The 12,863-nt window shown below is 74.7% G+C and carries 11 protein-coding genes; 2 read left to right on the plus strand and 9 right to left on the minus strand.

Annotation, left to right across the window (positions count from 1 at the left end; genetic code table 11):
- Positions 1-949 (plus strand): hypothetical protein (locus DT057_RS35715; protein ID WP_162501559.1); only part of this gene is annotated, 949 nt, incomplete at its 5' end.
- Positions 950-1,000: 51 nt separating this feature from the next.
- Here DT057_RS35715 and DT057_RS30845 read toward each other — a convergent pair.
- From DT057_RS30845 to DT057_RS30875, 7 genes are all read right to left on the minus strand, one after another.
- The gene (locus DT057_RS30845; RefSeq protein WP_128565875.1) at positions 1,001-1,999 is read right to left on the minus strand and encodes an ABC transporter ATP-binding protein; all 999 of its coding nucleotides are present in this window, start codon (positions 1,997-1,999) and stop codon (positions 1,001-1,003) included.
- Positions 1,996-2,985 (minus strand): ABC transporter ATP-binding protein, encoded by a 990-nt coding sequence (locus DT057_RS30850; RefSeq protein WP_128565876.1) that lies wholly within the window; start codon positions 2,983-2,985, stop codon positions 1,996-1,998. Before DT057_RS30850 ends, DT057_RS30845 begins: the two co-directional genes overlap by 4 nt.
- Before the next feature lie 2 nt (positions 2,986-2,987).
- Positions 2,988-3,875: an ABC transporter permease gene (locus DT057_RS30855; protein ID WP_128565883.1), complete on the minus strand. Its 888-nt coding sequence runs from the start codon at positions 3,873-3,875 to the stop codon at positions 2,988-2,990.
- Between the two features lie 47 nt (positions 3,876-3,922).
- On the minus strand, positions 3,923-4,864 hold the full coding sequence (locus tag DT057_RS30860) for an ABC transporter permease (protein WP_128565877.1): 942 nt from the start codon (positions 4,862-4,864) through the stop codon (positions 3,923-3,925).
- Between the two features lie 18 nt (positions 4,865-4,882).
- Positions 4,883-6,487 (minus strand): ABC transporter substrate-binding protein, encoded by a 1,605-nt coding sequence (locus tag DT057_RS30865; RefSeq protein WP_128565878.1) that lies wholly within the window; start codon positions 6,485-6,487, stop codon positions 4,883-4,885.
- A 92-nt stretch (positions 6,488-6,579) separates the two neighbouring features.
- Positions 6,580-7,719 carry an amidohydrolase/deacetylase family metallohydrolase gene (locus DT057_RS30870; protein WP_128565879.1) on the minus strand — a complete coding sequence of 380 codons (1,140 nt, stop codon included), beginning with the start codon at positions 7,717-7,719 and terminating at the stop codon, positions 6,580-6,582.
- Positions 7,720-8,189: 470 nt separating this feature from the next.
- Positions 8,190-9,092: a LysR family transcriptional regulator gene (locus DT057_RS30875; RefSeq protein ID WP_128565880.1), complete on the minus strand. Its 903-nt coding sequence runs from the start codon at positions 9,090-9,092 to the stop codon at positions 8,190-8,192.
- Between the two features lie 165 nt (positions 9,093-9,257).
- On the opposite strand from DT057_RS30875, the gene DT057_RS30880 reads away from it, so the two are divergent.
- Entirely contained in the window at positions 9,258-10,421 is a 1,164-nt protein-coding gene (locus DT057_RS30880) for a mandelate racemase/muconate lactonizing enzyme family protein (RefSeq protein ID WP_128565881.1), read from the plus strand.
- 129 nt (positions 10,422-10,550) lie between these two features.
- Here the strand turns inward: DT057_RS30880 and DT057_RS30885 are convergent, their stop codons facing one another.
- Together DT057_RS30885 and DT057_RS30890 are read right to left on the minus strand one after the other, a co-directional pair.
- Positions 10,551-11,915: a sensor histidine kinase gene (locus tag DT057_RS30885; protein WP_128565882.1), complete on the minus strand. Its 1,365-nt coding sequence runs from the start codon at positions 11,913-11,915 to the stop codon at positions 10,551-10,553.
- A gap of 32 nt (positions 11,916-11,947) precedes the next feature.
- The gene (locus tag DT057_RS30890; protein WP_128565884.1) at positions 11,948-12,616 is read right to left on the minus strand and encodes a response regulator; all 669 of its coding nucleotides are present in this window, start codon (positions 12,614-12,616) and stop codon (positions 11,948-11,950) included.
- Positions 12,617-12,863: the final 247 nt, after the last annotated feature.

The following is a 12,863-nucleotide window of genomic DNA, read 5'->3' on the forward strand; positions in this document are numbered from 1 at the left end:
CGATCCGGGCGCGCTCGCGGCCCTGCGCCTGCCCGCCGCCGCTGATCCGGCCCGGATCGGCGCCGAGATCGACGCCGCGGTGGCGGCGGGCGACGAGGAGCTGGCGCGGAGCTTCCTCGCCCTCGCGGCCGAGCAGGGCGTGCCGGTGGCGCCGGAGCGGCAGGAGCGCGTCGCCGCCCTGGCCCGGGGCGGGGCCGGGCGGGCGCTCGCCGACGCCGCGAGCGGCTTTGCCACCGGGGAGGCCGCGGGGCTGCCCGGGATGGCGGGCGCCGTCGCGGGCGACCTCATCGGCTACGGCGACCTGCGCGACCTCTGGCGCGAGGGCGGGCGGCTCGCCCGCGACGAGCCCTACGACGCCCTCCTCCTCGGCCTCTCGGCCGCCGGCCTCGCCCTCACGGGGGCCACCGTGCTCTCGCTCGGGGCGAGCGTGCCGGTCCATGCCGGGGCCACCACCCTGAAGGTCGCGGCGCGCACGGGCCGCCTCTCGAAGCCCCTGGCGGCGACGCTCGTGCGCAGCACGGGCGGCCTCGTCAGCCGCGACGCCGTCAAGCTCGCCCTCGCGGCCGCCGGCCGGCTCGACCTCGCGGGCGCGCGGCAGGCCGCCCGGGGCGTGCTCAGGCCCGGAGCCCTGCGGGAGATCCGGGTGCTCGGCGGGGAGACGGCCGCCCTCCGGGCCCGCCTCGGCACCCGGGGCACGCTCCAGGCGCTCTCGGTCGCGGAGGGCGCCGACGACCTGCGCCGGGTCGCGCGGCTCTCCGAGCGGATGGGCCCGCGGACCCGCGCCGTGCTGGCGCTCCTCGGCCGCGGCGCCCTAGTGCTCGGCTCCGGGTTCCTGGCCCTGCTGCAGGGCCTCTGGCTCGGCCTCGCCTGGTGCCTCGCCGTCGCCCTGACGTGCCGGCGCCTCGGCTGGGCGATCGGCCGCCTGATCTGGCCCTGTCGGACCGCGTGACGGCCCCGGCGGCCGCGGGTATCCGGGCGCGAGCCGCTCCCGGGCCGCGGCTCAGGCGAGCGGGTTCTCGGCCGCCGGCCGGTCGTGCAGGTGGCAGGCGGCCTCCTGCTCGGGCGACAGGCGCCTCAGCCGCGGCACCTCGGTGCGGCAGCGCGCGAAGGCGTAGGGGCAGCGGGTGTGGAAGCGGCAGCCCGGCGGCGGGTCGATCGGGCTCGGCACGTCGCCCTTGAGCACGATGCGGTCGCGGGCCGCGCCGGGTTCCGGCACCGGCACGGCGGAGAGGAGCGCCTGGGTGTAGGGGTGCTTCGGCGCCGCGAAGACGCGGGCGCGCGCGGCGATCTCGACGATCTGGCCCAGATACATCACGGCGACCCGGTGGGTCATGTGCTCGACGATCGCTAGGTCGTGGCTGATGAACAGGAGCGCGAGGCCGAGCTCGCGCTGGAGGTCCTGGAGCAGGTTCACGACCTGCGCCTTCACCGAGACGTCGAGGGCCGAGACCGCCTCGTCGCAGACGATCAGGTCGGGCTCCGGGGCGAGCGCCCGGGCAATGCCGATGCGCTGGCGCTGCCCGCCCGAGAACTCGTGCGGGAAGCGGCCGGCGGCGTCCCGGGGCAGGCGCACCGTGTCGAGGAGGGCCGCCACCCGGGCGTCGAGGGCCCGGGCCCCGCGCGCCAGGCGGAAGTTGCGCAGCGGCTCGGCCAGGATGTCGCGCACCCGCATCCGCGGGTTGAGGCTGGAGAACGGGTCCTGGAACACGACCTGGATCCGGCGGCGCAGGGGCCGCATGGCGCCGGCCGAGAGGTCGTCGATGCGCCGGCCGTCGAGCACCACCTGCCCGCCCGTGACGTCGAGGAGCCGGAGCACCGCGCGCCCGACCGTCGACTTGCCGCAGCCGGACTCGCCGACGATCGACAGGGTCTCGCCCCGCTCGAGGCTGAAGGAGACGCCGTCGACCGCCCGCACGGCCGCGCCCCGGCCGCCGAGGAGGCCGGTGCGGACCGCGAAGTGCTTCGTCAGGTCGTTGACCTCGAGCAGGGGAGGGCTCACGCGGCGGCCGCCTCCGCGGGGGCGTGGTGGCAGGCCGCCCCGTGGCCGGGGGCCTTCGCCGCCATGGCGGGGGCGATTGCCCGGCAGAGGTCCGTCGCGCGCGGGCAGCGCCCCGCGAAGACGCAGCCGGCGATCCGGGTCGTGAGGCTCGGCACCAGGCCGGGGATCTCGGCCAGGCGCCCGCGCGTGCCGTCGAGGGAGGAGCCGAGGCGCGGCACCGCCCCGAGCAGGCCCTGCGTGTAGGGATGGCGCGGGCGCCGGAAGAGCTCGGCGACGGGCGCCTCCTCGATCTTGCGGCCGGCATACATCACGATCACCCGGCTGGCGACCTCAGCCACCACGCCGAGGTCGTGGGTAATCAGGATGATGGCGGCCCCGACCCGGTGCTTGAGGTCGCGCGTCAGGTCGAGGATCTGGGCCTGGATCGTGACGTCGAGGGCGGTCGTCGGCTCGTCGGCGATGAGGAGCTTCGGGTTGCAGGCGAGCGCCATCGCGATCATCACGCGCTGGCGCATGCCCCCCGAGAGCTGGTGGGGATAGGCGCGCACCCGCCGCTGCGGCTCCGGGATGCCCACGAGCGTCAGCATCTCGACCGCCCGGGCCTCGGCCCGGCGCCGGTCGAGGCCCTGGTGCAGGCGCAGGCTCTCGCCGATCTGGCGGCCGACGGTGAGGACCGGGTTGAGGCTCGTCATCGGCTCCTGGAAGATCATGCCGATCGCGTTGCCGCGGATCTGCCGCATCGCGCGGGGCGACAGCTCGAGGAGGTTGCGGCCCTCGAAGCGCACCACCCCGGTCGAGCGCCCGACCTTGGCGGGGATCAGGCGCAGGATCGAGTTCGCCGTCACCGACTTGCCGCAGCCCGATTCGCCGACGATGGCCAGGGTCTCGCCGGCCTCGACCGAGAACGAGACGCCGTCCACGGCCCGGTTGACCCCGTCCGGCGTGCGGAAATGCGTCCGCAGGCACTCAACCTCCAGGAGCGCCATGCTCAGAGCCTCTTGGCCATGCGGGGGTCGAGGGCGTCCCGCAGCCCGTCGCCGACGAGGTTCACCGCCAGCACCGTCAGGGAGAGGAACAGGGCGGGGAAGAACACGATGGTGGGCTTCACCTGCCAGAGCGCGCGCCCCTCCGCCATGATGTTGCCCCAGGACGGCGTCGTCGGCGGCGTCCCCGCCCCGATGAAGGACAGGATCGCCTCTGTGATCATCGCCGAGGCGCAGATGTAGGTGGCCTGGACCGAGAGGGGCGCGAGCGTGTTGGGCAGGATGTGGCGCCAGATGATGGCCGGCACGGTGCTGCCGCTCGCCACCGCCCCGTCGACGTAGGGCTGCTCGCGCAGGGACAGCACCACGCCCCGCACCAGGCGCGCCACCCGGGGTATCTCCGCGATGGTGATGGCCGCCACGACGTTGCCGACCGACCCGCGGGTGAGCGCCATCAGGGCGACGGCGAGCAGGATCGGCGGGATCGACATCAGCCCGTCCATGACCCGCATCACGATCCCGTCGAGGACGCGCACGAAGCCCGAGACGAGGCCGATGGCGAGCCCGATCGCGGACGCGAGGGCGGCGACCGAGAAGCCGACGACGAGGGAGACCCGCGCCCCGTAGATCACCCGCGAGTAGATGTCGCGCCCGAGCATGTCGGTGCCGAACCAGTACTGCGCCGAGGGCAGCCGGGTGCGGCGGGAGGGGGCGAGCGCCGTCGGGTCGACGGTGAACAGGACGGGCGCGAGCAGCGCGGCGAGCAGCATCAGGAGCAGGATCGCGACCCCGATCGCGGCGGCCGGGTGGCGCGCCACGACCCCGCGCAGGCCGCGCCGGCGTACCACGGGCGGGAAGATGTCGGGGAGGTCCGGAGCCGCCGCGACCGCTATCCCCGGGGCGGCCGCCGCGGCCGCGAGGTCGGGCGCGCCGGGCGGGCTCAATAGCGGATCCTCGGGTCGAGCAGCATGTAGGTGAGGTCGATGCCGAGGTTGACCAGGACGTAGCAGAAGCTGAACAGCAGCACGACGCCCTGGATGACCGGGTAGTCGCGCCGCAGGATCGCGTCGACGGTGAGGCGCCCGAGGCCCGGGATCACGAACACGCTCTCGGTGACGACGGCCCCGCCGATGAGGAGCGCGATGCCGAGGCCGATCACCGTGACGATGGGCACCGCGGCGTTCTTGAGGGCGTGGACGAACAGCAGCCCGCGGCTGCCCACGCCCTTGGCGGCGGCGGTCTTGATGTAGTCCTGGGCCAGCACCTCCAGCATGGTGGCGCGGGTGATCCGGGCGATGAGCGCGACGTAGACGCTGCCGAGGGCGATCGAGGGCAGGATCAGGTTGCGGAACCAGGGCCAGAGCCCGGACGCGATCGGCGTGTAGCCCTGCACCGGCAGCCACTCGAGCTCGAGGGCGAACACGTAGGCGAGCAGGTACGAGATCACGAAGACCGGCACCGAGAAGCCCAGCACCGCGAGGGTCATGACGAGCCGGTCGACCAGCGTGCCGGCCTTCCAGGCCGCCGCGACGCCGAGCGGGACCGCGACCCCGACCGACAGGATCAGGGTCACGACCATCAGCGACAGCGTCGGCTCGATGCGCTGCCGGATCAGCGCCGTGACCGGGAGCGCGGTGAAGATCGAGGTGCCGAGATCGCCCTGGAGGATGCGCCACGACCACTCGCCGAAGCGCACCAGGAAGGGGCGGTCGAGCCCGAGCGTCGCCCGGATGCGGGCGATGTCGTCGGGCGTCGCCTGGTCGCCCGCGATGATCGCCGCCGGGTCGCCCGGCGCGATGTAGAGCAGGCTGAAGACGAACAGCGCGACCACGGCCATGACCGGGATCGTCGCCAGCACCCGCCGTCCCGCGTACGCGAGCATGATCGATCCCGCGTCCGTTCAGGCCGACTTCGACACGCCCCAGAAGAAGGGCAGCGGTCCCTTGACGATGCCCGACACCGCCTTGCGCCAGGCCTGGTAGCCGAGGAAGAATCCCGTCGGCGCGTACACCACGTAGTCGAGGGCGGCCTTGTTGAGGCGCCGCATCGCCGCCTTCTCCTGGTCGGGCGTCGTCGCCTCGAACCAGGCGCCGATGGCCTCCTCGACGGGCGGGCTGTCGGGCCAGCCGAACCAGGCCTTCTCGCCGTTCGCCCGGATGGCCGTGTAGGGCGCGGGGTTGAGGCAGTCGGCGCCCGCGTGCCAGGTGTGGAACATGTTCCACCCGCCGTCCTTCGGCGCGGCCTTCGAGGCGCGCCGCGAGCCGGTCGTGCCCCAGTCGGTGGCGACGAAGTCGACGGTCATGCCGAGGCGCTTCAGCAGGTCCGCGGTGACGTCGCCCTGCGCCTTCGTGATCGGCTGGTCCTGGGCGACGATGCAGGTGACGGGCTCGCCCTTGTAGCCGCTCTCGGCGAGGAGCCTCTTGGCGGCCGCGAGGTTGCCGCCGGGGGTGAACACCTCGCCCCCCTCCTCGTTGTAGAGCGGGGTCCCGGGCGTGAAGTAGCCGGGCAGGGGCTTCCACAGGGCGTCGTCGTCGCCGACGATCGCCCGCATGTAGTCCTCCTGGCTCATGGCCATCAGGACGGCGCGCCGGACCTTCGGGTTGTCGAAGGGCGGGTAGAGGGTGTTCATCCGGAACGAGCCGATGTTGCCGAGGGGATCGGCGATGTCGACCGACAGGTTCCGGTTCTTCTTGAGGAGCGGGACGAGGTCGGAGATCGGGTTCTCCCACCAGTCGATCTCCCCGTTCTGGAGCGCCGCCGAGGCGCTCGCCGGATCGGGCATCACGATCCACTCGATCCGGTCGACCAGCATCCGCTTGCCGCCGGCGAGCCAGGAGGCGGGCTCCTGGCGCGGGGCGTAGTCGGCGAACTTCGTGAACACCGCGCGGGCGCCCGGCACCCACTCGTCGCGGGCGAAGCGCATCGGCCCCGAGCCGACGTACTCGGTGATCTGCTTGAAGGGATCGGTCCGGGCGATGCGCTCCGGCATGATGAAGGAGCACGGCGCGTTGTTCTTGGCGAGCGCCAGCAGCATCTTCGGGAAGGGCTTCTTCAGCACCCACCGGAAGCTGCGGTCGTCCACCGGCGCCAGCTCGTTCTGGAGCGCCCGCAGCATCAGGCCCATCGGGTCGCGGGCCGACCAGCGGGCGAGGCTCGCCACCACGTCCTGGGCGCGCACCGGCTCGCCGTCGTGGAAGCGCAGCCCCTCGCGGAGCCGGAAGGTCCAGGTCAGGCCGTCGTCCGACACCGTCTCGGACTCGACCATCTGGCGCCGGGGCGTCAGGGTGTCGTCGACGCCGTAGAGCGTGTCCCAGACGAGGGCCGCGGCGTTGCGCACGACGTACTGCGTGCCCCAGATCGGATCGAAGTTCGCGAGGTTGGCCTGCGGCACGAACCGCAGGGTGCGGGCCGCCGCGCCCTGCGCGAGGGCCGGGGCGGAGAGGCCCCCGGACGCCGCCAGCGCGCCCGCGCCGGCCATCCCCTTCAGGAGCGATCTGCGGTCCATCGTCGGGTCCTCCCTCTGGACCGGTGGGCCGGTCACTCGGCGTCAAAGCAGGCGTCGTGCCACGCTTGCCCGCGGGCCAGCGGCGGGGCGGCTCAGCGCGGGTGCCACCAGCGGCCGCCGACGACGACGCCCGCCGCGGTGAGCCGGCGGTCGCCCGCGAGGTGCTCGCCCGTGGTGTCGACGTAGTCGAAGCGGCCCTCCTCCAGGCGCAGCACCGTGGCGTCGCCGACCGAGCCGGGGCCGAGCGCGCCGAGCTCCGGCCGCCGCAGCGCCGTCGCGGCGTTCACGGTCGTCGCCGCGATCACGTCCGGCAGCGCCATGCCGAGGCAGAGGAGCTTCGACAGGGTGGTGGTCTGGTCGAAGGCCGGGCCCTCGATGCAGAGGGTGTGGATGTCCGACGAGATCGTGTCGGGCGGGAAGCCGTTCGCCAGCATGGCCCGGGCGGTCCGGAACGAGAACGAGCCCTTGCCGTGGCCGATGTCGAACAGGACGCCGCGCCGGCGGGCGGCCCAGACCGCCTCGCGCACGCGGCCCTGGCCGCTCAGGGGCGAGTTCGGGAACGGGCGGAAGCAGTGGGTGAGCACGTCGCCGGGCCGCAGGCGCTCGACCACCTCCTCGTAGCTCGGGGGCGGGTGGTCGATATGCGCCATCAGCGGCAGGCCGACCTCCTCGGCCACCTGCATGGCGGCGTCGAAGGGCTGCATGCCCGAGCGGCCCGAGGCGTGCAGGCCGACCCGCACCTTGATCCCCACCACGACGTCCCGGTTGGCGTCCGCCACCGCCGCCGCCTCGGCGGGCGCCAGCATGCGGACCTCCTCGCTCTCCCCCACCATGACGGTCTTCGAGAACGCGAAGATGCCCGCGAAGGAGACGTGCAGGTAGGCGAGGATGCGGATCGCCGAGGGCTCGATCACGTGCCGGCGGAAGCCGTGGAAGTTGCCCGGGCCGGCGCTGCCCGTGTCCACCGCCGTGGTGACGCCGCTGTCGCGGGCAAACTGCTCGGCGTCGATGCCGAGCGAGGTGCCGCCCCAGTAGACGTGGGTGTGGAGGTCGATGAGGCCCGGGGTAACGACGAGGCCGCGCAGGTCCCGCACGTCCGGGCAGCCGGCGAGGCTCACGTCATCGCCGATTGCGGCCACCCGGCCCTTGTCGAAGGCCACCCGGGTGACGCGGTCGATCCCTTGCGAGGGATCGATCACCCGGGCGCCGTCGAGGATCAGCTCATAGGCCATCAGGCAGGTCCGCTCCCGGGCAGGTCCCTCGCAGGGTCGGTCAAGCGTGCACGCGGGCGCGCCGTTGTCCAGCCCGCCCCGGGCGCTTGCCGTGGACCAGCCGCGCCCGCCCCGCTTCGCGTGGAAACGGCTCGTCGCCGACGTCGATCGGATGAATGTCGCGACGGATCGAACGTCGTGCGTAAGCAGGAGGATTTTTCTGAAGATAGCACGCGCAAATACTATGATTTCCCTTGGCGATGACGCTGGCTTGGCCGTATCGGAACGGTGCCCCCGGGTTCCGGCCAGATCGGACGCGGCAGATCGGGCTGGTGCGCCTCCGTGCCGGGCACGATCCCGCGCGGCGCGCCCGCTGCGCCGGCGGGAACCGCGATCCGGATGCGCCCGCCCGGGCATCTCGGAGCGGCGGGCCTCCCACCTCGGGGCGGCCGCGCTGAACGCGCGGTGCCCGTCGGGCGGGTCCTCCGGCCTCAGCCGGGCGGCGCCAGCCGGCTCCAGAGCGCGTCCGCCGCGCGGTTGCGGCAGGCCGCGGCGCGAAACAGCCTGATCTCGACCGGGATGTCGTACCGGTCGGGCCCCGCCCGGACGAGGCGCGCCCGCGCCAGATCCTCCTCGGCGAGCGTCAGCGGGAGCCAGGCGACGCCCAGGCCCTCGCCCGCCATGGTCATCAGGGCGGCGGCCAGGTGCGAGGTGACGACGGTCTCCAGGCCCGCGGCCGGGCGCCGGGCCCGCTGGTGGGCGGCCAGGATGCGGCCGAGCCCCGAGGCCGGGCTGTAGGCGAGGAGCCGCGTCGGCCGCCCCGGCGGGCCGGGGAGCGGCCAGGCCGGGCCTCCGTCCGCGTCCGGCGCGCAGACCGGGACGAGGACGTCCTCGCCCACCTGGATGCTCCGGAAGCGCCCGGCCTCGAATGGCGTCGGCGCGTCGGGGTGGCAGTGGCAGAGCAGCAGGTGGGCCTCGCCCCCGAGCATGATCTGCTCGCAGGCCTCGAGGCTGTCGGAGATCAGGTTGAGCGTGCCGAGCGCCTCGACCCGCGCGTGCCGCCGGATCCAGCCGGGGAAGAAGGTGAACGAGAGCGCGTGCGTCGCCGCGACCGACAGCGTCGCGGTCTCCCGCTCGCCCACCGCCCGCGCGTCGCGGCGGGCCCGCTCGAGCCCGCGCACGAGCTCGCCGGCGAGGGGCCTCAGGTGCTCCCCGGCGGGCGTCGGCTGGGCGCCCTGGGCGCCCCGCACGAACAGCGGCGTGCCGATCCAGTCCTCCAGGGCGCGGATGCGCCGGCTGAAGGCGGGCTGGGTCACGTGGCGGAGCTCCGCGGCGCGCGAGAAGTTCCTCTGCTCGGCCAGCGCCAGGAAGTCCTTGAGCCAATCGAGGTCCATGATGCCGATCACGCATGGGGCGCGCCGATCTTGGCATTGGCCCGCCGGCAGCGTCCACGGGTAAGTCACCTTCGGGGCGGGCGCGGCGACGACCGGCGGACGCCGCGACCGGTGGACGCCGCGACCGGCGCCGCGCCCGCCCCGCTTCGACACGGGAGAGGATCCATGCGCATCGTCGACGTCCGCGAGATCACGAAGCCGATCGCGTCCCCGATCCGGAACGCCTACATCGACTTCTCGCGCATGACCGCGAGCCTGGTGGCGGTCGTCACCGACGTCGAGCGCGCCGGGCGCCGGGTGGTGGGCTACGGCTTCAACTCGAACGGCCGCTACGGCCAGGGCGGCCTCATCCGCGAGCGCTTCCGCGACCGGATCCTGGAGGCGCCGCCCGGGAGCCTCGTCGACGAGGCCGCCGGCACCCTCGATCCGCACGGGATCTGGGCCGCGATGATGACCAACGAGAAGCCCGGCGGCCACGGCGAGCGCTCGGTGGCGGTCGGCACCCTCGACATGGCGGTCTGGGACGCGACCGCCAAGATCGCCAGCAAGCCGCTGTTCCGGCTCCTCGCCGAGCGCGAGGGCCGCGCGGCGGCGCCGCGGGTCTTCGTCTACGCGGCGGGCGGCTACTACTATCCGGGCCGGGACGACGCCGCCCTGCGGGCCGAGATGCGCAGCTACCTCGACCGCGGCTACACCGTCGTGAAGATGAAGATCGGGGGCGCTCCCCTGCACGAGGACCAGCGCCGGATCGAGGCGGTCCTCGCCGAGATCGGCGCTCAGGCGCGCCTGGCCGTCGACGCGAACGGCCGCTTCGACCGCGAGACCGCCGTCGCGTACGCCGAGATGCTGCGCCAGTACCCGCTGTTCTGGTACGAGGAGGCGGGCGACCCCCTCGACTACGCGCTCCAGGCGGGGCTCGCGGACGTCTATCCCGGCCCCATGGCGACCGGCGAGAACCTGTTCTCCCACCAGGACGCCCGGAACCTGCTGCGCTACGGCGGGATGCGGCCGGACCGCGACTGGCTGCAATTCGACTGCGCGCTGTCCTACGGCCTCGTGGAGTACCTGCGCATCCTCGACGTGCTGGGGCAGTTCGGCTGGTCGCCCTCCCGCTGCATCCCGCACGGCGGCCACCAGATGTCGCTCAACATCGCGGCCGGGCTCGGCCTGGGCGGCAACGAGAGCTACCCGGACCTGTTCCAGCCCTACGGCGGCTTCCCGGACGGCGTCCGGGTCGAGGACGGCCACATCGTCATGCCGGAGCTGCCGGGCATCGGGTTCGAGGGCAAGTCGGACCTGATCCAGGTCATGCGCGAGCTGGCGGAGTAGACCGCCGCCCGCGCCCCCGCGCTCCCGCCGCCCGGGCCGGCACCCCGCGCCCGCGCCGGGATCGCGAAACAACCGCGACGGAGCGGGCCGTCGCGCCGATCCCGTCCCGGCGACGGGCGGGAGCGCGCCTCACCCCGGCAGCCGCAGCGTCGCCATCAGGCCCCCCAGCGGCGCGCGGCCGAGGTCGAGACCGCCGCCGTAGAGCTCGGCCAGCTCCGTGGTGATCGCCAGCCCGAAGCCGTGCCCCGGGACGGTCTCGTCGAGGCGCTGCCCGCGCCGCGCGGCCCGGGCCATCGCCTCCGGGTCGAGCCCCGGCCCGTCGTCCTCGACGGCGATCCGGATCCCGGGCTCCGCCGCGCCGGCGGTGATCCGGACGGCGCCGCGGCACCACTGGCAGGCATTGTCGATGAGGTTGCCCAGCATCTCGTCGAGGTCCTGCGGGTCGCAGGCCGCCGCGAGCCCGGGCGCCACCGCGACGGTGACGGCGACCCCCTTGTCGGCGTGGAGCCGCTCGAGGGCCGCCGCGAGGTCGCGGAGCGGACCGGCGAGCGGGGTCCGGGCCCGAACGGCGCCCCCCCGCGCGCCGGCGCGGGCCCGCCGCAGGTGGTGGCGCACGCTGCGGTCCATGGTGCCGACGAGCCGGGCGAGGCGCCCGTCCGGGTCGCGGGCCGGGTCGGACAGGACGAGGCCCATGGTGGCGAGGGGGGTCTTGAGGCCGTGCGCCAGGTTGGCGACGTGGGTGCGGGCCTGCGCCAGCTGGGCCGCGTTCTGGTCGAGGAGCGCGTTGACCTCGGCGCTCAGGGGCCGGATCTCCGCGGGCTGGGCCTCCGGCACCCGCGCGCGGCGCCCGGCCCGGACATCGGCGAGGTCGCGCCGCAGCCGGTCGAGGGGCCGCAGGCCGAGCCGGACCTGCGCGACCGCGCCGGCCGCGAGGCAGAGCCCGAGCACGCCGAGGCTCGCCGCGAGGGCGAGGCCGGCCTCGCGCAGGGGCCGCTGCAGGGCCGCCCGCGGCGCGCTCGCCGCCACGGAGGTCGCGTCGGGCAGGACCAGGACCCGCAGGATCAGCGCCTCGCCCCGGGGCCCGACGCCGTCGGCCGGGCGCGGCCGGTTCTCCGAGGGCGCCGGGACGGGCGCCGCCAGGGCGAGGTCGTGCCCGGACAGCGAGCCCGAGCGCAGGGCCGCCCCGCCCCGCCGCACCTGCCAGTACCAGCCCGAGCCCGGACGGTCGAAGGGCGGGCCGTCGAGGGCGCGGTCGAGGCGGAGCGCGCCCCCAGGCTCCAGCCCGGCGACCAGGGCGGCGACCTGCGCGTCGAGGCGTGCGTCGAGCTGCCCGCGCACGAAGCGGTCGAGGATCAGCCCGATGGCGAGGCCCGCCACCACGAGGGCGCCGAGGATCAGCACCAGGGCGGCGGCGAGCAGGCGCCGCTGGAGGGAGGGCGCCGGCGCACCGGCCGGGCCGGGATCGGGCCGCGCCGCGGGATCCTGTCCCGTCACGGGATCCTGTCCCGTCACGGGATCCCGTCCCGTCACGGGGCCTCGCCCGGGCTCAGCCGGTAGCCGAGGCCGCGCACGCTCTCGATCCGGGCCGGGGCGATCTTGCGGCGCAGGCGCGTGATGATGACCTCGACGGAGTTCGAATCGACCTCGGCGTCGCCCTCGTAGACCCGCTCGATGAGCTCGCCCCGGGGCACCACGCTGTCGCGGCGCAGGATCAGGCAGCTCAGCACGCGCCACTCGAGCCCGGTGAGGCGCAGGGGCAGCCCGTCGCGCTCGAAGGCCCCGAGGCCCGCATCGTAGTGGATCGGCCCGCAGGTGATCCGGGTGGCGCCGTGGGCCGCCGCCCGGCGCACCAGGGCGCGCAGCCGGATCACCAGCTCCTCCAGCCGGAACGGCTTGACGAGGTAGTCGTCGGCCCCGGCCTTGAACCCCGCCACCTTGTCGCTCCAGCCGTCGCGGGCGGTCAGGACCAGCACCGGCAGGGTCCGGCCGGCCTCGCGCCAGCCCCGGAGCACCGCGAGGCCGTCGCGCCTGGGCAGGCCGAGGTCGAGCACCGCGGCGTCGTAGACCTCGGTGTCGCCGAGATGCGCGCCGTCCTCGCCGTTGCGCGCGTGGTCCACCGCGCAGTGCTCCGCCCGGAGCGCCCGCACGATCTCGGCCGCCAGCTGCGCATCGTCCTCGACCAGCAGGAGCTTCATCGGGTCCGCCATGCCCTCGCGAGACAGCCCTGCCGTAGATCCGGCGGTTGAACGGAGGCTGAACGGCGAGGTTCAGGTCCGGTTCCGGCCGCCGGGGTAGACATCGCCAACCCCGCGAGGGGCGTCATCCCGCAGAGGAACCCAGGACCATGACCGACGAACGCATCATCGAGGGCGAGGCCGGCGCGACGGCGTCCGCCCCCCCGGCCGGCCCCGCCGCCCGGCGCCGCCGGCGCCGCGGCCTCGT

The organism is Methylobacterium crusticola (assembly GCF_003574465.1).
GTDB lineage: Bacteria > Pseudomonadota > Alphaproteobacteria > Rhizobiales > Beijerinckiaceae > Methylobacterium > Methylobacterium crusticola.